Genomic DNA, 19,939 nt, shown 5'->3' with positions numbered 1-19,939 from the left:
CGATCCGGTTGCGCCGCTGCCTGCCGCGCCCCGGTGGCCGCAGGGAGAAGAGGTCACCCCGAGGGCGTAGATGAACATGATTGTCGTCGGCTATTGTGTGCCCGCTCGCGCCGGGTGACCTCCGGGCGGGCTGGACCCGTTCCGCCGACCACGGCGGACCAGAGCGAGGGGGCGCGGCGTGGCCGAGGGCTCGACGAGTACGGCGACGGCATCACCACCACCCGCACCACCCCGTCGCCAGGGAGCTCCCGCTGACGGGAGCGGCGCCGGGGAGCGGCGTGCGGTGCGCAGCGGCCGGGTGGGTTCGGTGCTGGTCGGGGTCGCGTTGGTGATGGTGCCGGTCGGGCCGTGGCTGGAGCGGCTGTTCGGCTGGGCGGCGCTCGGGGCCTGGCGGACTCTGCTGGTGGCCATCGTCGTCCAAGGCGTACCGTTCCTGCTTCTCGGCACCGTCGTGTCGGCGGCCATCGGGGCGTTCGTCCCCGCCCGGGTCTTCTCCAAGGCGCTGCCGCGCAACCCCGTGCTCGCCGTTCCGGTGGCCGGTGCCGCCGGGGTGGTGCTGCCGGGGTGCGAGTGCGCCTCGGTTCCCGTCGCGGGCAGCCTGATGCGCCGGGGCGTGGCGCCGGCCGCCGCCCTGACCTTCCTGTTGGCCGCGCCCGCCGTCAATCCGGTCGTACTCGTCTCGACCGCCATCGCGTTCCCCGGCAGTCCGGAGATGGTGGCCGCGCGGTTCGGCGCCTCGCTCGTCACGTCGGTCGTCATGGGCTGGCTCTGGATCCGGTGGGGGCGCGAGGAATGGCTGCGCCTGCCGACGGGCCACGCCGACCACGCGCCGGGCGGCGGTCGGCTGGTCGCCTTCCGGCGCGGGCTGCAGCACGACTTCCTGCACGCCGGTGGCTTCCTGGTCGTCGGCGCCATGGCGGCGGCGACCTTCAACGTCCTCGTACCGCCTTCCGTCCTCGAGGTGTTCTCGGGTTCCCCGTGGCTGGGTGTCCTCGTGGCGGCGGTGCTCGCGGTGCTGCTCTCGGTGTGCTCGGAGGCGGACGCGTTCGTCGCGGCCTCGTTCACGGGCTTCTCGCCCACCGCCCGCCTCGCCTTCATGGTGGTGGGGCCGATGGTCGACATGAAGCTGATCGCCCTGCAGTCGGGCGCCTTCGGGCGGGCGTTCGCGGTGCGCTTCAGCGCCGCCACGTTCGTCGTGGCCGTCCTGACCTGCGTACTCGTCGGAGGTGTACTGCTGTGACCGGACGACCCGCCCGCGCGGCCCGCCCCCGCCCGCTCGGCGAGCTCGGCCTGCCGCTGCTCCTCGTGCTGACCGGCGCCGGCCTGCTGCGCGCCACCGTGCGCAGCGACATGTACCTCCGGTACGTGAAGGAAGGGCTGTGGCCCTACCTCGTCGCGTCCGGCGTCCTGCTGGTGCTCCTCGGCCTCGCCGGCGTCGGCGCCGAGGTGGCCCGACGCCTGCGCCGGCCGGTGTTGCGGCGCGACGCGTCCGGGCACGGGTACTGGCACGATCCGGCGGACGACCACGTCGCAGCGCACGACGGGCACGGACACGGACACGGGCACGGCGGCGCCTCGCGGGTCGCGTGGCTCCTCGCCGTACCGGCCCTCACCCTCCTGTTCGTCGCGCCGCCGGCGCTCGGCTCCTTCACGGCCTCACGGGACGGCGGGGCGGCCCGCGTCGAGCGGACCGCCTACGAGGAGCTGGCGGACGCGCCGACCACGCCCATGGCGCTGGAGGAGTTCATCGGACGCTCCGTCTACGAGTCCACGAGCCTGCGGGGCCGGAAGATCCGGCTGCTCGGGTTCGCCACCGCCGGCAAGAGCCCGGACACCTGGTACCTCAACCGTCTGAAGGTCGGCTGCTGCGCGGGCGACGCGCGGACGCTGCGGGTGGAGGTGCACGGTGTCCGGGCCCCCGGCGACGACACCTGGGTCGAGGTCACGGGCGTCTGGCGGCCGGAGGACGTCACCGTCGAGGACCCCGTCCCGGCCATGGACGCCGGTGCCCTGAAGCCGGTCGCCGAGCCCCGCAACCCCTACCAGGACGCCCCGCCCACGGGCAGCTGAAGCCGGCCCCGCCCGCCCGTGTGCTGCCGCTTCAGCCCGTGACGCCGTCCCGGTACCGGGACGGAGAGACCCCATAGCGGTCCAGGAACGCCTTGCGCAGCGCCTCCGGAGTGCCGAGGCCGCACCGGGAGGCGACCGACGCCAGCGGGAGCGAACTCGTCAGGAGGAGGTGGGCGGCCGCCTCCGTGCGTACACCCCGGACGTACCGGCCGGGCGGCACCCCCAGGCACCGGGTGAAGAGCCGGGTGAGGTGACGGGGCGTCATCCCGGCGCGGGCGGCGAGGGCGGGCGTGCTCAGGTCCTCGTTCGGGTGTGCGGCGATGTAGGAGGCCAGGACCCGGACGGTGTCCTCGCGCGGTGGCGGCGCGGCGGTGAACACGCTCATCTGCCGCTGGTCACCCGGGCGTTGCATGTGGACGACGAGGTGCCGCGCAACCTGGCGCGCCGGCTCCGGACCGTGATCCTCCTCGATGAAGGCCAGGGTCAGGTCCAGCGCGCTGGTGATGCCGGCCGACGTGTACACGTTGCCGTCGCGGATCCACAGGGGCGCCGCGTCCACCCGGACCTCCGGGTATCCGTCCGCCAGGAGCGGCGCGAACTGCCAGTGGGTGGTGGCCCGTCGGCCGTCCAGGAGACCCGCCGCGGCGAGCACCGCCGCGCCCGTGCAGACGGAGGCGACGCGGCGGCTCTCCCGGCTGAGGCGCCGGACATGGCCGACGAGGCGGGGATCCGCGGCGAACCGCTCGACACCCAGTCCGCCCGAGACGACGAGCGTGTCCAGCGGCCCCTTCGTCCGCTCCAGGGACTCGACGCCGGCCAGCAGGAGCCCCGTACCGCATCGGATCGACGCCCCGCCCGGCGCGATCACCCGCACGCGGTACGGCGTTTCGGGGTCCCCGAGAGCGTTGGCGAGGGCCAGGCCCGTGGTGACGCAGGCGATGTCGAGCAGTTCGGCCGACTCGAAACCGACGACGGCCACCACCCGTTCCGCACGATCCCCCATGCCTCGACCCTAGCCCGCACGGACCTCCATCCCAAGACGACGGACATCCCGGGAACGAACCGGCGACCTGAGGGGGCCCGCGCCGGACAGTGGGACGCATGACGACGATCCGCTTCCTCGCCCACCGCTGGCCGACCTGGCTCGCCCTCGCCCTCGCCGTGGCGACCTTCGCCGACGGGCTCCCGCCCACCGCCTTCCTCGCCGTCCTCCTCGTGGTCATGCCGCTCTGCTACCTGGCCTTCGGAGCCGCCCGCGGCGAGCTCGGCGACCGGCGCGCGCTCACCGTCCAGACCGCCGGGCTCGTCGCCTTCTGCGCATGGGCCGCGGCGGTGCTCCTCCTGGACGGCAGGACCGCGCTGTACGTCGTCGCCGCCGGCTGGTTCGCCCACGCCCTCTGGGACCTCTCGCACCACCTCACCGGCCGGGTCGTCCCCCGCGCCTGGTCGGAATGGTGCGGCGTCGTCGACGCGTCGGGCGCCCTGGCGATCGTCCTGCTGGTCTGATCGCTTCCAGGGCTCTCGGGGGCCCTGGGGAGCCGAGCGAGCGTGGGGGCGGCCGGTGACCGTCGAGTCGGGCCGGGCCGGTACCGCTGGGCGTCCATCTCGCTGACGAGTCGTCGGCGACCGCGTAGCACTTGAGGACGACCCCGCGTCCATAGGGAGGCGGACATCTCGGCCGGGAGGGAACCTCGGCCTGCGGTCACCGTCTTGGGATTCGTGTCGACTTGATCGTCGAGTCGACCGAGGAGGGGTGTGATGGCAGGTCAGGTGAGTGGGACGACGCGGGCCAAGGCGACGGCACCGGAGTACCAGGGTGCTCTCGGATCGTTGTCGGTGAACGCCTCGCTGCCCGAGGTGCTGGCCCGGGGCATGGAGGAGCTGCGGACGGCGGAACGGGCCGGGGACCGGCGGGAGGAGGCGCGCTGCGGGCTGGCCGTCGCGGAGGCCTGCCGCAGGCTCGGGCGCATCGAGGAGGCCGACCGCGCGTGGAAGGCGAGCTACCGGGCGGCGCGTTCGGCCGGCCACGAGGGGGCCATGGCGTGGGCTCTGTGGAGCGGCGGCACGCTGGCCCGGCAGCGGGGTGCGTTCAGGCTGGCGTACCGGTTGCTGCGGCTGGCCGCCGAGACGGGCGAGCGGGGTGGTGACGTCGTCGTGCGCGGCTACTCACTGGCGGGACTCGCCGAGACCGGGCGCATCCAGGGCGATTACCCGGCGGTGAGGAGACTGCACGAGCAGCTGCTCGCCGAGGCCCGCCGCCGAGGCGAGGCCCGTCACACGGTGTGGGCGCTGGAGGGCATCGCGCAGATGCACCGCAACACCGGCGAGTACGACGAGGCCCTGGCCCTGTTCGAGGAGGCGGCCGACACGGCGGCCCGAGCCGAGGACCGGCGCGGGTGGGCATGGGCACTGCGCGGCATCGCGGACGTGGTGTCCGTGCGCGACGGCGACGTGGAACGCGCCCTGGCACTGCTGTCCCAGGCGGAGCGGGCCTGCCGGGAGATGCGGCTCTCCAGCGCCCTCGCCTACAACCACAAGATGCGCGGCAACGTGCTGTACCGGGCGGGCCGCCACGAGCAGGCCCGTGAGATGTACGCGCTGGCCCTTGGGGAGTTCCAGGAGATGGACGAGCCGCGCGGGACGGCGCTGTCGCGGCTGGGGCTGGTCAAGGCCTCCGCCCGTCTGGGGCGCGACGCCGCGCACACGGCCGCGGACCTGGCCGAACTGCGCTCGACGCTGGACCGTATCGGGCTGCGGCATGCCCGGGACATGGTGGACAAGGCAGCGGCCGAACTGGGGGTCGGGCCGCTGCCGGACCACGCCGGCCGCGAGCAGGGCGCAGCGACGCCCCTGCTGCCGCCGGTCGGCGCCGAGGCGCTTCAGGCCGCCGATGTGGAGGGCCTGCGGTGAACGCCGTCCCGACAACCTCCGCGCCGGGTGCCGCGGTCGTGGCCACGGTGCGTTCCTCTCGTGATCACGCCACGGATCGCGAGAGGGATGACAACGCCTGTCACGACGTCGATCACGACGCGGCGCCGGCCCGTGTCCTGAAGCGTTGTCGTGAACTCGTCCGACCCGCGCTGGTAGAGGCGGTGGGCAGCCTCCATCCGTGGGCCGGTGAGATGGCGGCGTACGCGCTGGGCTGGTCCGACGTGGTCGGTACGCCGGATCCCGGCGGATCCGAGGGCAAGGGAGTGCGCCAGGCGTTCGCCGTGCTCGGCGCCGAGGCGGTCGGGGCCGATGGCGCGGAGGCCGTGCCCGGTGCCGTGGCCGTCGAACTCGTGCACACCTTCTCGCTCCTCCACGACGACATCATGGACGGTGACGCCCTGCGTCGGCAGCGGCCGGCGGTGTGGAAGGCATACGGGACCGGCCCGGCCGTTCTCGCGGGCGACGCGCTTCTCGCCCAGGCCGTGACCACCCTGGCCGAGGCCCCGGGCCGGCACGCGGCGTCCGCGGTCCGCTGCCTCTGCCGGACCCTGAATGCCCTGGTGTCCGGCCAGGCGCAGGACCTGCGCTTCGAACGCCGCTCGTGGTACGGCCCCGGCGCGGTCGGACTGGAGCAGTACCGGTCGATGGCCGAACACAAGACCGGAGCCCTGCTGGGCTGCGCCCTGGCACTCGGCGCGGTCCTCGGCGGCGCCCCCGAACCGACCGTGAACGCGCTCGAACGGGCGGGCCGCCATATCGGCCTCGCCTTCCAGGCGGTGGACGACATCCTCGGCATCTGGGGCGACCCCGCGGTGACCGGGAAACCCGTCCACGCCGACCTGCGCAGGGGCAAGAAGACCTACCCCATGCTCGCCGCCCTGGCCGGCGGAGGCCGGGCCGCGCACGAGCTGGCGGCGCTGCTCGACCCTCCCCGACCGCTCGACCACGAGGCCGCCGCACATGTCGCGGCACTCGTGGAGGAGCTGGGCGGGCGGACCGCGACCCGCGAGGAAGCGCGCCGGCACCTGGACACCGCCCGCCGCGCTCTGCGCGAGGCGTCCCTCACGCCCACCGCCGTACAGCACGTGGACATGCTGTTCACGTACGTGCTCGACAGGACCAGGTGAAGACCGTCTCGCCCTTCTGACCACCCCGCCGGTGACGGCCCGACGCCGATCGGACCGGACGCACCGAGACGGGACCACCGCCGGTCGGCCGGATGACGCGGTCGAGAGGCGCTCGACGGGCAGAACCCGGCGCAGGCGCCTCTCTCCGCGTCCAGCGCGCCTTGTAGGGCCTGCCGACCGGCTGACGGCCCCCCGGGGCGTACCGCCACGGCGGACTTCCGCGGGACGGGGGCGTGCGACTCCCGTGGGGCCTTCCGTGCCTGAGGTGGGGGCAGGGCCCCGGAGCACGCAAGTGGGCATCGGGGGCGGTCGGCAGGTCGGGCGTGCGCCGACAGGCGCCGGTGCACAGCGGTGCACACCGCAGCATGAGCGTGCCTTCACGCACCTCCCGTGAGCTCCGTGCGCCCTACCGGTGCCCGCGGAGCGGCGGAAAGGATGGGCACCCCGCACGTGAACCAGGTGATCCGCACCCCTGTCCTCGGTCAGGTGGACATGCGGCGGAAGGAGTTCATGGTGTTGCTTCTCATCTCCCCGGACGGTGTCGAGGAAGCCCTCGACTGTGCGAAGGCCGCGGAACACCTCGACATCGTGGACGTCAAGAAGCCCGACGAGGGCTCGCTGGGCGCCAACTTCCCCTGGGTCATCAGGGAGATCCGTGACGCGGTGCCGGCCGACAAGCCGGTGTCCGCCACCGTGGGGGACGTGCCGTACAAGCCCGGCACGGTGGCGCAGGCCGCGCTCGGTGCGGTCGTGTCCGGCGCCACGTACATCAAGGTCGGTCTGTACGGCTGTACGACTCCCGAGCAGGGCATCGAGGTCATGCGAGCGGTCGTCCGCGCGGTGAAGGACCACCGCCCCGAGGCGCTCGTCGTCGCCTCGGGCTACGCCGACGCCCACCGCATCGGCTGCGTCAACCCGCTCGCCCTGCCCGACATCGCCGCCCGCGCGGGTGCCGACGCGGCCATGCTGGACACCGCGATCAAGGACGGCACGCGACTCTTCGACCACGTTCCGCCCGACGCCTGCGCCGAGTTCGTCCGGCGCGCCCACGCCTCCGGCCTGCTCGCCGCCCTCGCGGGCAGCGTCAAGCGGGACGATCTCGGTCCGCTGACCCGCATCGGCACGGACATCGTGGGCGTGCGGGGAGCGGTCTGCTCGGGCGGCGACCGCAATGCCGGGAGGATCCAGCCGCATCTGGTCGCCGCCTTCCGGGCGGAGATGGACCGGCAGGCCCGGGAGCACGCCGTCGGCACCCCGGCCGTGAACTGACCACCGGAATGCCGACACCGGAAGCCGCTCGTGTCCCCGGGCCGCGTGCCGCACGCCTCGCCGTCGTCGACCCGGCCACCGGGGAGCCGTTCGACGAGGCCCCCGACCGGAGGCCGGAGGAGCTGGACGAGGTGGTCGCCCGGGCCCGGCGGGCCTGGCACGGCTGGCGCTCCGACCCCGCCGCCCGTACCACTGCCCTGCGCGCCGCCGCCGACGCCGTGGAAACGGCCGGCGACGCCCTCGCCCGGCTGCTCACGCGCGAACAGGGCAAGCCCCTGGCCGAGTCGTACGCCGAGATCGCCCGTACGGCGGCCCGGCTGCGCTACTTCGCCGACCTGGCCCCCAGGACCCACCGCATCGACGACGGCCGGCCCGTGCACAGCGAGGTCCGCTGGCGGTCCCTCGGGCCCGTCGCCGCGATCGTGCCGTGGAACTTCCCGATCCAGCTCGCGGCGGCGAAGTTCGCGCCCGCGCTCGCGGCCGGCAACACCGTGGTCCTCAAACCGTCCCCCCACACCCCGCTCGCCACCCGGCTGCTCGGCTCCGTCCTCGCCACCGTCCTGCCCGACGACGTCCTGACCGTCGTCACCGGCCGTGAACCCCTCGGTGCCCGTCTCGCCGCCCACCCGGGCATCCGCCACGTCACCTTCACCGGCTCGGTGCCCACCGGCCGGGCCGTCGCCGGGGCCGCGGCGGCCTCGCTGGCCCGGGTCACCCTGGAACTGGGCGGCAACGACGCCGCCGTCCTCCTGGACGACGTCGACGTCGACCGGATCGCGGACCGGCTGTTCTGGGCAGCGTTCCGCAACTGTGGACAGGTCTGCATGGCGGTCAAACGCGTCTACGCCCCCGCCCGGATCCACGCCGAGGTCGTCGAAGCCCTCGCCCAGCGCGCGAGGACCGTCGCGGTCGGATCCGGACTCGACCCGGACACCCGGATCGGTCCGGTCAACAACGCTCCCCAGCTGGCCCGGGTCGAGGAGGTCACGCGACAGGCCCTGGCGGTTGGCGCCCGGGCCGCGGCCGGCGGCCGTCGACTCGACGGAGCGGGCTACTTCTTCGCTCCCACGATCCTCACCGACGTCCCGCCCGACAGCCCGGTGGTGACCGAGGAACAGTTCGGACCCGTCCTGCCGGTACTGCCGTACCGCAACCTCGACGAGGCACTCACCGCGGCCAACGGCACCGGCTTCGGCCTCGGCGGCTCCGTCTGGGGCACCGATCTCGACCGGGCCGAGGCGGTGGCCGACCGGCTCGAATGCGGGACGGCCTGGATCAACCACCACGCCGCACTCTCCCTCGGCCAGCCCTTCGCGGGAGCCAAGGACAGCGGCGTCGGTGTCGCGGGCGGACCCTGGGGCCTCTACGGCAACCTCCGGCCGTTCGTCGTCCATCGCCCGTGGGAGGAGCAAACGTGACGAGGAGGTTCCAGGCGGCCGTACTGCGCTCGTACGAGGACCCGTTCACGGTCGAGGAAGTGGCCCTGAGCGCGGAGCCCGCACCGGGCGAGATCCTCGTCGAGATCGCGGGAGCCGGGATGTGCCGAACCGATCTCGCGGTACGCCGATCGGCGGGCCGCAGCCCGCTGCCGGCGGTCCTGGGCCACGAGGGCGCAGGGGTCGTGGTGGCGACCGGCGGCGACCCCGCCGACGGGCTCGCCGTCGGCGACCACGCCGTCCTGAGCTTCGACTCCTGCGGACACTGCGGGAACTGCCGCGCCGCCTCCCCCGCCTACTGCGACTCCTTCGCCTCTCTCAATCTCTTCGGTGGGCGCGAGGAGGAACCACCACGGCTCACCGACGCGACCGGAAAAGCACTGGCTCCCCGGTGGTTCGGCCAGTCCTCCTTCGCCGCGTACGCGCTCGTCCCGGCCCGCAACGCCGTACGGGTCGACCCAGCGCTGCCACTCGAACTGCTCGGGCCGCTCGGCTGCGGCTTCCTCACCGGTGCCGGAGCCGTCCTGAACACCTTCGCGGCAGGACCCGGCGACACCCTCGTGGTCCTCGGCGCGGGAGCGGTGGGCCTGGCCGCCGTGATGGCGGCCACCGCCGCCGGCACGCGGACGGTGGCCGTCGACCGGCATCCGGAACGCCTCGATCTGGCCGAAAGGTTCGGCGCGACCCCGCTGGCCGCGGGAACGCGCGGACTGGCCGAACGGATCCGGCGACTGACCGACGGCGGAGCCCAGTACGCCCTCGACACCACGGCCTCGGCCCCACTCATCAACGACGCGCTCCGAGCGCTGCGCCCCACCGGCGCCCTCGGCCTCGTGGCACGCCTCCACACCCCACTGCCGCTCGAACCGGGCACGCTCGACCGGGGCCGAAGCATCCGCCACATCTGCGAAGGCGACGCGGTACCCGGACTGCTGATACCCCGGCTGATCGGCCTGTGGCAGGCCGGCCGCTTCCCCTTCGACCAGCTGATCCGCACCTATCCGCTGGCCGACGTCAACGAGGCCGAACGCGACTGCGACGGCGGGCGCGTGGTCAAACCCGTCCTGCTGCCGGAAAGACCGGAAAGACCGGAAAGACCGGAAAGAGGAGAGCGATGAGCGAGACCTTCACCACCGAGGAGTCCCCCCGCCCCGCCACCGGAGGAGACGGGGCCTCCCCAGCGGCTCGGCAGGCCGACGCGGAGGGCGTGGACGGCGGGGTGGGGCTGACCGCGCTCCTGGTCGCCGCGGCCCGGGCGATCGAGACCCACCGCCGCGACAGCCTCGCCCAGGACGTCCACGCCGAACACTTCGTGCGCGCCGCCGCGGCGTGTGCGGACTGGCCGGTACGCATCGGGCAGGTTCCGGAGGGGGACGAGAACCCGCTGTGGGGCAGGTTCGCCCGCTACTTCGGGCTGCGGACCCGGGTCCTCGACGACTTCGTCCTCGGGTCGGTACACGACGGCGCCCGTCAAGTCGTCCTGTTGGGAGCGGGGTTGGACACGCGTGCCTTCCGCCTCGACCTGCCGTCCGACCGCGTGGTCTTCGAGATCGACAGGGCGGGTGTGCTGGCCTTCAAGCAGCAGGTGCTCACGGACCTGTCGGCCGCCCCGAGGGCGAAGCGCGTCCCCGTACCGGTCGACCTGCGCGAGGACTGGGCGACGGCGCTGACCTCCGCGGGCTTCGACCCGGCCGTACCGAGCGTCTGGCTGGCCGAGGGGCTGCTCTTCTACCTGCCGGGGCCCGTGGAGACGCGCCTCGTCGACACGGTGGACCGGCTGACCACCGGGGGCAGCGCCCTGGCCTTCGAGGCCAAACTGGAGAAGGACCTGCTGGCGTACCGCGACAGCGCGATCTACACGGCGACGCGGGAGCAGATCGGCATCGATCTGCTCGACCTCTTCGACCTGGGACCGCGCCCCGACTCGACGGGCCACCTGGCGGCCCGGGGATGGTCCACGTCGACACGCACGCCCTTTGACTTCACCCGCCGGCACGGACGCGGTCCCCTTCCCGAGGCGAACGACGCCTTGGAGGGGAACCGGTGGGTCTTCGCCCACAAGCCCGGGCCGTGACGCCCGGCGATCCGACGCCGTCCCGGGTCGGCGGACGCCGCCCCGGGACGCGCGCGTGACCGGGCGGTGTCAGACGGCCGGAGCGCCCACCAGCCGGTCACCGGGAATCCCGGCCAGGTCCGGCGCGTAGTAGTCCTCGATGCCGGTGGCCCACGTGGCCACGGTGATGCGGTCCTCGGCGTCGGGGCCGAAGGCGTCGAAGAGCGCGTGGATGTTCGCCTCCTCGAAGCCGATCGCCGTCATCAGCGACAGGAAGAGCGGGCGCTCGATCAGACCGTCCCCGTCCGGGTCGCCGAGTGCGGAGAGCGCCTCGGCGAACTGGCTGACCGTGGGGCCGAAACGCTCGGGGTCGAGCACGAAGGGGCGGAACTCGTCGAGGGTGACCACGCCGTCGCCGTTGGCGTCCAGCTCGGTGGCCAGCGTCGTCCACCACTGGCGGAACGCCTTCCGGATGGCCTCCTTGGCACCGGCGTCCGATGCGACTGCCGCCTCCAGGACGCGTCCCGTCATGAGGTCGAAGTCGTCGGAGTCGATGACTCCGTTGCCGTTGGCGTCGAAGAGGGAGAAGACCAACTCGACTCGCTTGGCGGCCTCAGTACGCATGTTCGTCACCTGTCTCGTGATGGGGCCCGTCGGTCCGGACCCGGCTCAGTGAGTGCTCCTGCACAACCGCGCGGGGAAAGAGCCGTGACGGTGAGGCGGTCGCCGCTACCGGAAGGAGTGAGTTCTCCGACCATCAGTCCGATCTGCTCGTGCCGGGCACCGCCGACAACCGCGGACCCGGCGGTCTGCGGCATGCGCGGGGCTCGGGACGCGCCTCTGGCGCCAGACGGCCGTCAGCCGCCCAGGATCTCGTCGTTCGGATCGAAGGTGTGGTCGTCGACCGGCAGCTTGTCGAGGACGGCGGAGCGCATCCCGCCCGTGAACGGACAACACGAACCGGGCCGGCCGTGACCGTCACCGCCGCCGGCGTCCACGACTCCGCCGCCGGCACTCCACTCCTGGCCAAACTGCGCCGGCAACACCCCGCCATCACCAAAGCCTGGGCCGGCAGTCGACGGGCGCTCCCGGCCGGGGAGTGCCACGGGCGGTTCGGGGTCAGCCGCTGCCCGAGCCGACCGAGGCCGAACCACCGGAGGCCCAGCCGGAGTTGCGCCGAGGCCGATCGCGCGTGCTGCGCTCGGTGCGCAGCACCACCATGACCCCCGCCGGGCCGAGCAGAGCCTTCAACGCGGCGGTGAGCCGCTGCGGGTCCCCGCCGAACGGGAGCGTGAGGTGCTCCGGGGTGCCCTGTAGGGCGAGTTCCAGCGTGAGGGTGGAGACGGCCGGCTTGTAGTCCCCCTGGTACGGCTCCACCACCTTGTGCGTCAGCCGCACTTGGCGCAGGGCCTCGACGGGCAGCCAGGCGTCCGGCCCGGCGGCCCGGACCAACCGCAGGGACGCGGGCACCCCGGCCGGCGTGAACTCCACCCGCAGGACGTCCCGGGCCCGGGACAAGGCCAGCACCGGCCAGCCGATCAGGTACTCCAGCCCGACGATGATCCCCACCACCACGAACACGGTCGACGCCCGCGCCCCGGCCAGCGCCATCCAGAAGGCGACGATGAGTGTCGGCGCGCCCAAGGCGAGGGGAACGAGCAGCGCCGGCCCCGCCGAGGTCAGCGCGTTCCACACCCGCCCGGTCGGCCCGGCGCGCAGGACCAGCTCCGTCGAGTCGGGGCCTTGTCTCAGCGCTGGATCGGTGGCCATGCCTCCAGCGTAGGACCGGCCCGCAAGAAGGCATCGCCCATATCCGGCCGATGGGGCGCGGCTTCCGGTGTACATCACGAGCACGTGCTGGAGCCCCAGCACCGCGAGCCGTCCGAAGCCGGTCCGCCGTCCGTCCTTCGCGGGCATCGTCACGTCGACCACCGGGCCGGCCTATCGGGCGAAGTTGGCGGCGATCCGTTGCTGGATGTAGTCGGCCGCGGTGATCGGCGGGTAGCGGCCCTCCGGGCCCTCGATCACCACGTCGCGGTCGGCCTGGGCAAAGAAGGCGATGCTGTGGCGGGCCGACCGGTCGTCGTCGGGGCCCGGTGACCGGACGCGGTGGAAGTTGGAGGGGAGCCGGTCGTCGCTCCACCGCATCAGCATGTCGCCGATGTTGCAGGTGATCACGGAGTCGGCCGGTTCGACCGGTGTCCACTCCTGGGCCTCCGCCTCCTTGCCGGGGCACACCTGCAGGCCGCCCTGGCCGTCCCGCTGGAACAGCAGGGTCAGGCAGTCGAAGTCGGTGTGGGCGCCGGCCCGCCACACGTTCGCGGGGATCACGGCGTCGGCGGGGACGGCGAAGTAGTGCAGCATCCGCAGGGTGGACTGGTAGTTCGGGCTCGCCGGGTCGTGGGCGCGGGTGAAGAACCCGTCGGGGAGCCCCAGGCCGTCGGCGAAGCAGGACAGCACCCGCATCGCCAGGTCCCGGCAGCGCGCCTCGAAGTCCAGGACGCGCCGCCGGAAGCCGGGCAGGGTGTCGTCGGGCCACAGGCCCTCCATGTGCGGGCGGGTGACCTGGTACGACTCCTTCTGGTCGGGCGTTCTGACCGAGGGGCGGACCTGGGTCATGGATTCCCAGCCGGAGTTGAGGCCCTTCTTCAGGGCGTGCCGGGCCTTGGCGTGCTCGGGGAGGGCGAAGAAGGCCTCGGCGTCGGCGAAGGCGCGGTCCACGACGTCGGGTTCGATGCCGTGGTTGACCAGCTGGAAGAAGCCGATGTCGGTGGCGGCGGCCCACAGTTCCTCGGTGATCTCCCCCTTGCGGCGGTCGAAGTCGGTGAGGTCGATGCGGCGGATCTCCCGGGCGGACGTCTCCGTCCCGGCCCCGCCCATGCGGGTCTCCTTGGCCAGCTCTTCGAGTGTGTGGGTGGTGTGGGTCATGGCGGCTGTCGCTCCTCGGACAGGGAGGGATGTACGGGATGCAGTCACCGCCCCTGCGATCCCCAGCGCGGGTGCTCAGAGACCCGCGTGCACGGTCGCGGCGGACCTCTTCGTGGGTCCGGCGCCGTGGGCTGGCGCGGGTCCCGGTCGCCGGGGCCCGCGCGCGATGGGTTCAGCCTGCACGGTGGGTGTTACCGGTGGGGGGTCGTGCTGTTACGCGGTGGTAAAGCTCGCGGGGCCCCGGCCGGGGTCGTGGGCCCCGCCGGTCAACTGCCGCGGGGGCCGGAGCGGGTGAGGCCCGCCGCCAGCTCGTGCGAGGGGAGGCGGACGTGTTCTCCGTCGCGTACCAGCACCTCGCCGCCGACCAGTACGGCCGCCACCGTCCTGCTGCCGGCGCACGTCAGCAGCGTGGCGCCCGGATCGCGGACGGGCAGGCAGCCGTAGTCGCGGTCGAAGCGGTGCAGGACGAGGTCCGCCCGCATGCCCGGCCGCACGCCGCCGTCGGGGTTCTCCTCGATGCCGAGGACCCGGTTCGCGCCGCCCGCCGCCATGGCGAACATCTCGGGGAACCCGAGCAGGTCCGCCTTGCGGTGTGCGGCGCGCTGCAGATAGGCGCCGATGCGCAGGGCCTCCAGGATGTCCTGGGTGTCGTTGCTGGCGGCCCCGTCGACGCCGAGGCCGACGCCGAGGCCGGCGTCGAGCATCTCGGGGACCGGCGCGATGCCACTGCCGAGCCGCATGTTGCTCAGCGGGTTGTACGAGACGCCGACGCCGTGCCGGGCGAGGGTGGCGCGTCCGGCGGCGTCGAGTTCCACGCAGTGCACGGCGAGGAGGCGGTCCCACAGGAACCCGGCGCGTTCCAGATACTCGACGGCGCCGGCTCCCGTGCGGTCGCGGCACAGCACGTCGTCCGTGGTGGTCTCCAGGAGGTGCAGCGAGACGGGCAGGGCGCGCTCCTCGGCGTACGCGCGTACGGCGCCCATGCCCTCCGGGGTCAGGCACCGGGGATTGGGCACGGCGACGCCGATGTCCACCCGGCTGCCGCGGGTCCGCGCGATCAGCTCGTCGGTGTGGGCGAGGGCTTCCTCCAACGGCTGCATCAGCCTCGGGTCGTAGCCCCATCTGCGGCTGGGGTCGGCGCGGTCGGCGACGCCCCGGCACAGCACGGCCCGTACGCCGCTGTCCTCGAGGGCCCGGAGCACCGCGTCGTGGACCGCGGGCGACGGGTGGGGCCACATGTGCTCGACGAGCGTGGTGGTGCCGCTGCGCAGTGCTTCGGCCGCGGCCGCGGCGGCGGTCGCGTAGGCCCGCTCGGGAGTGAGGAGCGCCGCCTCCTCGCCGACGGCGCCCAGCCAGGCGAGGAGCCCGAGGCCCTCGCCGATGCCGCGCAGTCCCGCCTGGAAGAGGTGGGTGTGGGTGTTGACGAGGCCGGGCGTCAGATGGCCGCCGTGTCCGTCCAGGACCGCGCCGGAGTGGGGGAGTTCGCCATGCTCCGAGATCGCCGTGATCCGTCCGCCGGCGAGGTGGACGTCCCTCCCGGGCAGCCAGCGGTCACCGGTGTGGACGGTGACGTCGGTGATGGTCGCGGGGTTCACCGGGCGGTCTCCTTCGGGTGGCGGGCCGCGCCCGTGTGGTGGAACAGGAGGTTGAGCAGGAACGCCACGATCCCGGTGACGGCGATGCCGCTGTCCAGGACGGTGCGCAGGTGGGAGGGGAGCGGCGCGTAGAAGTCCGGTGCGCCGACGGGGATCATGCCGAGCGCGAAGGCGAGGGCGACGGTCAGCAGGTTCCGCGGCTCGGTCAGGTCGGCGCGCGCGAGGATGCGCAGCCCGACCGCGCCCACGGTCCCGAACATGACGAGCGAGACCCCGCCGAGTACAGGCCCCGGGACGGCGGCGACGGCGGCTCCGAGGACGGGCACGAACGCGAGCACCACCATCAACGCGCCCGACAGGGCGACCACATGGCGGCTTTTCACCCGCGTCACGCTCACCAGGCCCACCGACTGGCCGAACGTCACGATGGGGAAGGAGGCGAGCGCCCCCGACAGCACCGTGGCGGCCCCGTCCGCGCGCAGTGCCCGTACGACGGTGGGCGCGTCGTCGCCGCGGCCGACGATCTGGCCGACCGCGAGGGTGTCGCCGACGGACTCCACCATGTTCACGAGTTGCACGACGAGCATCGCGGCGATGGCGGGCACCACGAAGGTGGGGGCGCCGAAGACGGTCGGGTCGGGGGCGGTGACGAGGCGGGCGTCCGCGACGCCCGATCCGTCGAACAGTCCCAGCGGCAGCGCGGCGGCGGTGCCCGCGGCCATGGCGAGGAGCACGGAGAACCGGGCGAGCGCGGGCGGCGCGAGGCGTTCCACGAGGACCGCGAGCAGCACCGTCCCGGCGGCGAGCGCGAGCCCGCGGCCGCCGCTGCCGGCGGGCTCGTGCCCGGCGACGAGACCGGCCGCCGAGGGCACCAGCGAGAACCCGATGACGGCGATGACCGTCCCGGTGACCAGCGGCGGGAACAGGTGCAGACAGCGGCCGAACCAGGGGGCGACGGCCAGCGTCACCAGACCGGAGACGACGGTCGCCCCGAACACGGCTGCGAGACCGTGCTGCCCGCCGATGAGGATGGCGGGGGTGATCGCGGTGAACGTGGAGCCCATCACGATCGGCAGCCGCGCCCCGAACCACTTCAGGCCCAGCGACTGCAGCACGGTGGCGACTCCGCTGACCAGCAGGTTCGCGCTGATGAGCAGGCGTATCCGGTCCTCGGGAAGGTGGAGTGCGGTTCCCACGAGCAGCGGCATCGTGGCCATGCCGGCGTACGCGACGAGCAGGTGCTGCAGGCTCAGCGGCACGAGCCGTCGCCACGGGGGTCGTACGTCGACGGGGTGGGGCGCTCGGGGTGCGGGCGCGACGGCGTGCTCGACCACAGCCATCGTTCCTCCTCGTAGCTCGGCGGAAGACGGCTGGTTAGCGCCCGGGCAGCTCCGTGTCCGGGCGCGCACCGGCCGTTGCAGCCATGACCGGTGTGGGACTGACGGTAGGGAGGGGGTGTTTCGGCGGCATTGCGCTCAGGAAACCGGGGCGTACCCGAAGGGCGCGGGCGGGCGGAAGGGTCGGGCGGGGCCGGGGAACGCCGGGGGTCCGGTCCGTCCGCGTGCCGGTGCGGCCCGGTGATCGCGCGGTTCCGGGGCGGCGGCCTTTCGGCTCCGCAGGCCGGGCGCGGTGCGTTCCCCCGGGGTGCCGGCGGGCTCCTCCCGGGCGTCTCGTGGGCGACCGTCACCGGCTGCGGGAGCGGCTGGGCGCCGGCGGCAGGTGCTCCCACGGAATCCCGGCGCGATCGACGTAGGGGATCGCGGTCACGATCTCCCTCGGATCATGCGCCCGCGCCGCCGCCCCGGGCCCGGAGCGGGCTGCCCGCCAGGCGACGAACACGGGCTCGACCAACGCCCGGCGGGCATCGGAGACGTCAACCGGGACGGAAGCGTGGACCTCGGTCCTGCAAGACCCGGGCCGAGCCCTGAGTCGTGCCCATGTTCACGATGCGTCGTGACGGAGCCACGGATCAGGCGCAGCACAGCTTCGTGAGCGTGTCGTCGAAGTCAGCCCTTGCGCGGCCCACACGATGGCCTCTGCCGGCGGGCCTGGTCCGGTGCCTGGCCGGCCCCAGGATGTGGGGCCGGCCGCGGGGTGCCGGGGATACCCGCGCACCTGTCACCTGGTCGGAGTTCGCGCCGTAGGGTGTTGGCCGGTGCGAGCCTCCTGCCGGGGATCACCCGGACGCCATGACGATGGCAGGACGGCGTTCCCCGGGCGAGAGGCCGGGCATCGTCACGCACGTGTTGAGCGTGGTTCACTCGGTCCGTAACGAACGAGGAAGCATTCGGCGCGGCGGCCGGTCCGGCAGCGCGCTGCGCATCAGACCGTTCAGCACCGTCGTCCAGGACAGCGTCTGGCGCCGCACTGCCGGCAGCCGAGCCCCGGCCGAACCCGCCGGCGCCACCGCGACCACCTGCGCGGAGGCCGACTGCGCTGGAAGACGGCCCCGCCCGCGGAGTGGGCGCCGAGGGCGGCGGCCGCGGCCTACGCAGGGGAGACCAGCGACAACGCCGTCCCGATGACGATCGCCCCCAGCGGCCGCACGCGGCGCGAGCAGGACTTCAGCCGTAGCTCCTCGACCTTGACCCCGGATCGCACGACTTCCCCGCAGGCCCGCCGCCACGTCACGGGTGCCCATTTTCACTTGGTCGTGCCGGTATCCGACGGCCGCGCGATGCACGGACGGCAGTCGTACGGAGGCGACCGCCCAGGCCGGCCGTCCGTGGGGTGAAGAGCGGGCCCGCCTCCACCGTGCACAGGTGCGAGCGGCGAGGCGCCATGGTCTGGCCCCGGCTGTGTTCGGGCCCTGTCACGCGCCACAGAGAGCCCGGCGACCGGAAAGCGGGTGGAGCGGCGAGCGCGAGCCATGGATGCTGCCGATCCACTGGGGCACGTTCACCTGGCTTCGCACGCGCCGGCGGAGCGGACGGAGGACGGGGCTGAGAAGCCGGGCAGCCGTTGGCGTTCCCTCGCTACGTCGCGTCCCAGTGGTTGCCCTCGTCGGCGTGGACGTTGCCGCTGGCGGACTGCCACTGGGGAGAGCCGTCCCCGCGAACGCCGATGTACGTGAAGTTGTTCTGGACGTAGGTGGAGAGGCACTTGGCCTTGCCGAAGTCGAGCTTGTAGCCGTTCCAGTGGGAGTAGGTGCCGCTCGCGTGGCCGGTCTCGGTACCGCCGGTGATGTTGAGGGCGCGACCGCTGGCGCTCTTGAGGGTCTGGGCGCCCTGGGCGGTGGCGAGGTTGAGCTGCCAGAAGGAAGTAGGTGGGGGTGTTCCGATCGGAGTAGTTGCCGGACGAGGACCACGTGATCCCGGACGCGGTGAACATCGAGGTCGCGGTCACGAGCGTGGTGAACGCCGACTGGTCTTGATCATGGCGAACACCTCCGGTGCGGTGAAGAGGTCCGAAGTTCACCGCGCACGGGAGTCCTCGCGTCGCACGGTGACGCCCGGGCGATCACGTGGGGCGGTCCTGGGAAGCCTGGCGACTTCGATGCACGACCGATGCGACTTGTCGGTGCGCCGTGCTTGCCGAACGCTGGGGCGTAGGGCGAGGAGCACCCCGCCCCGGGGCCCGGCTCGGCCTCTGTCTGCGCTTCCGGGCGGAGAGGAGAAGGAAACCATGGCGACGTCCTGCCACGGTTCCGAGGGCCCGTCCGTGCACCGGGAGGAGCACGACGCGGCGCCGCGACCCGTGTCGGCGGCCGGTCCCCAGCCGTTTTCCGGCAGCGTCTTCCGCCAGCGGTGGACCGACCTGGTGTTCGTGCACTGGGAGGTGTCGCATGACGCCGTCGCGGGCCTGTTTCCCCCGGGAACGCGGCCGGACGTGCTCGACGGGAAGACCTACGTGGGCCTCGTCTTCTTCGGCATGAGGGATCTCCGTCTGTCGCGCGGTCCCGCCCTGCCCTTCGCGGGCCGGTTCGAGGAGATCAACGTACGCCTCTACAGCGTCGATGCCGCCGGCCGGCGCGGGGTGGTGTTCCTGAGCCTGGACTGCAACCGTCTGCTTCCCGTCATCGCCGCGAACGGAGTGTTCGGGCTTCCCTACCGCTGGGCGTCCGCCCGCTGCGACCGCTTCGAAGAGAGGATCCTCTACGCCGTTCGACGTAAGGGCCGGCAACGTCCTCGCTCCCGCCTCTGGGCTGCGGTCGAGGGCGAGGAGCGCGGCCCGGACGCGTGGGAGAACTTCCTGACCGCCAGATGGGGTCTTCACGCCCGGGCCTGGGGGCGGACGTTCTACTGGCCGCTCCACCACGAGCCATGGCGCTTCAAGGACGCGGCGCTGCTCCTGCTGGAGGACGAACTCGTGCAGGCCGCCACGGGTTTGACGGTGGCCGCGTCCTCACCGGCGAGCCTGCTCTACTCGCACGGCCTGTCCGTACGCTTCGGCCGTCCGTTCTGGATCTGTTAGGCGACCGCGAGGTGCCCTCGCGGAGCCCGGAGTCGCGCACGGGCCCGTACCGACCAGAGTCCACGCGGGCTCTCCGTCGATGTCGGCTCGTACCAGACCCTCGACCCGGCAGAGGGA

At 73.3% G+C, this 19,939-nt stretch carries 17 protein-coding genes and 2 pseudogenes; 10 read left to right on the top strand and 9 right to left on the bottom strand.

All coding sequences use genetic code 11. The features are described 5' to 3' along the window. Positions 1-178: 178 nt before the first annotated feature. Both ABFY03_RS02510 and ABFY03_RS02505 read left to right on the top strand, forming a co-directional pair. A complete protein-coding gene (locus ABFY03_RS02510) occupies positions 179-1,240 on the top strand; it encodes a permease (protein WP_386723742.1) in 1,062 nt (353 codons plus the stop codon). After that, complete coding sequence (locus ABFY03_RS02505) at positions 1,237-2,070, top strand: TIGR03943 family putative permease subunit (protein WP_346169016.1); 834 nt, start codon at positions 1,237-1,239, stop codon at positions 2,068-2,070. The genes ABFY03_RS02510 and ABFY03_RS02505 overlap by 4 nt, the downstream gene beginning before the upstream one ends. Before the next feature lie 31 nt (positions 2,071-2,101). On the opposite strand, the gene ABFY03_RS02500 is transcribed toward ABFY03_RS02505, so the two are convergent. Further along, on the bottom strand, positions 2,102-3,073 hold the full coding sequence (locus tag ABFY03_RS02500) for a GlxA family transcriptional regulator (RefSeq protein ID WP_346169015.1): 972 nt from the start codon (positions 3,071-3,073) through the stop codon (positions 2,102-2,104). A 98-nt stretch (positions 3,074-3,171) separates the two neighbouring features. Here ABFY03_RS02500 and ABFY03_RS02495 point away from each other — a divergent pair, with 98 nt between their 5' ends. From ABFY03_RS02495 to ABFY03_RS02465, 7 genes are all read left to right on the top strand, one after another. Continuing rightward, positions 3,172-3,576, top strand: a complete 405-nt coding sequence (locus ABFY03_RS02495; protein WP_346169014.1) for a hypothetical protein — start codon at positions 3,172-3,174, stop codon at positions 3,574-3,576. Between the two features lie 252 nt (positions 3,577-3,828). Further along, positions 3,829-4,980, top strand: a complete 1,152-nt coding sequence (locus tag ABFY03_RS02490; RefSeq protein WP_319013440.1) for a tetratricopeptide repeat protein — start codon at positions 3,829-3,831, stop codon at positions 4,978-4,980. Between the two features lie 137 nt (positions 4,981-5,117). Then, on the top strand, positions 5,118-6,128 hold the full coding sequence (locus ABFY03_RS02485) for a polyprenyl synthetase family protein (RefSeq protein WP_346172191.1): 1,011 nt from the start codon (positions 5,118-5,120) through the stop codon (positions 6,126-6,128). A 513-nt stretch (positions 6,129-6,641) separates the two neighbouring features. Continuing rightward, complete coding sequence (locus ABFY03_RS02480; RefSeq protein ID WP_346172190.1) at positions 6,642-7,397, top strand: (5-formylfuran-3-yl)methyl phosphate synthase; 756 nt, start codon at positions 6,642-6,644, stop codon at positions 7,395-7,397. Positions 7,398-7,405: 8 nt separating this feature from the next. Continuing rightward, positions 7,406-8,815 carry an aldehyde dehydrogenase family protein gene (locus ABFY03_RS02475; protein WP_346169013.1) on the top strand — a complete coding sequence of 470 codons (1,410 nt, stop codon included), beginning with the start codon at positions 7,406-7,408 and terminating at the stop codon, positions 8,813-8,815. Next, positions 8,812-9,951 (top strand): NAD(P)-dependent alcohol dehydrogenase, encoded by a 1,140-nt coding sequence (locus tag ABFY03_RS02470; RefSeq protein ID WP_346169012.1) that lies wholly within the window; start codon positions 8,812-8,814, stop codon positions 9,949-9,951. Before ABFY03_RS02475 ends, ABFY03_RS02470 begins: the two co-directional genes overlap by 4 nt. Then, complete coding sequence (locus ABFY03_RS02465) at positions 9,948-10,907, top strand: SAM-dependent methyltransferase (protein ID WP_346169011.1); 960 nt, start codon at positions 9,948-9,950, stop codon at positions 10,905-10,907. The genes ABFY03_RS02470 and ABFY03_RS02465 overlap by 4 nt, the downstream gene beginning before the upstream one ends. 69 nt (positions 10,908-10,976) lie before the next feature. Here the strand turns inward: ABFY03_RS02465 and ABFY03_RS02460 are convergent, their stop codons facing one another. The 8 genes and pseudogenes from ABFY03_RS02460 to ABFY03_RS02430 form a co-directional block, all read right to left on the bottom strand. Next, the gene (locus tag ABFY03_RS02460) at positions 10,977-11,510 is read right to left on the bottom strand and encodes an EF-hand domain-containing protein (protein ID WP_346169010.1); all 534 of its coding nucleotides are present in this window, start codon (positions 11,508-11,510) and stop codon (positions 10,977-10,979) included. 233 nt (positions 11,511-11,743) lie between these two features. Next, positions 11,744-11,929: a hypothetical protein gene (locus ABFY03_RS02455; RefSeq protein WP_346169009.1), complete on the bottom strand. Its 186-nt coding sequence runs from the start codon at positions 11,927-11,929 to the stop codon at positions 11,744-11,746. A 76-nt stretch (positions 11,930-12,005) separates the two neighbouring features. Beyond that, positions 12,006-12,656 carry a hypothetical protein gene (locus ABFY03_RS02450; RefSeq protein WP_346169008.1) on the bottom strand — a complete coding sequence of 217 codons (651 nt, stop codon included), beginning with the start codon at positions 12,654-12,656 and terminating at the stop codon, positions 12,006-12,008. Positions 12,657-12,827: 171 nt separating this feature from the next. Further along, positions 12,828-13,814 carry an isopenicillin N synthase family dioxygenase gene (locus ABFY03_RS02445; protein WP_319013447.1) on the bottom strand — a complete coding sequence of 329 codons (987 nt, stop codon included), beginning with the start codon at positions 13,812-13,814 and terminating at the stop codon, positions 12,828-12,830. Between the two features lie 266 nt (positions 13,815-14,080). Then, positions 14,081-15,409, bottom strand: coding sequence for an amidohydrolase family protein (locus ABFY03_RS02440; RefSeq protein ID WP_346169007.1), 1,329 nt, complete (start codon positions 15,407-15,409; stop codon positions 14,081-14,083). Continuing rightward, positions 15,406-16,749 carry a uracil-xanthine permease family protein gene (locus ABFY03_RS02435; protein ID WP_346169006.1) on the bottom strand — a complete coding sequence of 448 codons (1,344 nt, stop codon included), beginning with the start codon at positions 16,747-16,749 and terminating at the stop codon, positions 15,406-15,408. Before ABFY03_RS02435 ends, ABFY03_RS02440 begins: the two co-directional genes overlap by 4 nt. 343 nt (positions 16,750-17,092) lie before the next feature. Continuing rightward, positions 17,093-17,266 (bottom strand): annotated as a pseudogene (locus ABFY03_RS37880) (hypothetical protein); the annotation flags it as partial. Between the two features lie 1,118 nt (positions 17,267-18,384). Next, positions 18,385-18,751, bottom strand: a pseudogene (locus tag ABFY03_RS02430) (hypothetical protein); the annotation flags it as partial. Positions 18,752-19,069: 318 nt separating this feature from the next. Between ABFY03_RS02430 and ABFY03_RS02425 the strand changes: the two are divergent. Continuing rightward, positions 19,070-19,822, top strand: a complete 753-nt coding sequence (locus tag ABFY03_RS02425) for a YqjF family protein (protein ID WP_346169005.1) — start codon at positions 19,070-19,072, stop codon at positions 19,820-19,822. The last annotated feature ends 117 nt before the right edge of the window (positions 19,823-19,939 follow it).

It is taken from the genome of Streptomyces roseofulvus (genome assembly GCF_039534915.1).
Lineage (GTDB): Bacteria > Actinomycetota > Actinomycetes > Streptomycetales > Streptomycetaceae > Streptomyces > Streptomyces roseofulvus.
The sequence above is the reverse complement of the archived record's forward strand: the minus strand, read 5'-3'. Positions and strand labels throughout refer to the sequence as shown.

Coding starts and splice junctions, on each gene's coding strand:
- ABFY03_RS02500 (WP_346169015.1), bottom strand. CDS start 3,073: ATGGGGGATCGTGCGGAACGGGTGGTGGCCGTCGTCGGTTTCGAGTCG.
- ABFY03_RS02495 (WP_346169014.1), top strand. CDS start 3,172: ATGACGACGATCCGCTTCCTCGCCCACCGCTGGCCGACCTGGCTCGCC.
- ABFY03_RS02490 (WP_319013440.1), top strand. CDS start 3,829: ATGGCAGGTCAGGTGAGTGGGACGACGCGGGCCAAGGCGACGGCACCG.
- ABFY03_RS02475 (WP_346169013.1), top strand. CDS start 7,406: ATGCCGACACCGGAAGCCGCTCGTGTCCCCGGGCCGCGTGCCGCACGC.
- ABFY03_RS02465 (WP_346169011.1), top strand. CDS start 9,948: ATGAGCGAGACCTTCACCACCGAGGAGTCCCCCCGCCCCGCCACCGGA.
- ABFY03_RS02460 (WP_346169010.1), bottom strand. CDS start 11,510: ATGCGTACTGAGGCCGCCAAGCGAGTCGAGTTGGTCTTCTCCCTCTTC.
- ABFY03_RS02450 (WP_346169008.1), bottom strand. CDS start 12,656: ATGGCCACCGATCCAGCGCTGAGACAAGGCCCCGACTCGACGGAGCTG.
- ABFY03_RS02445 (WP_319013447.1), bottom strand. CDS start 13,814: ATGACCCACACCACCCACACACTCGAAGAGCTGGCCAAGGAGACCCGC.
- ABFY03_RS02435 (WP_346169006.1), bottom strand. CDS start 16,749: ATGGCTGTGGTCGAGCACGCCGTCGCGCCCGCACCCCGAGCGCCCCAC.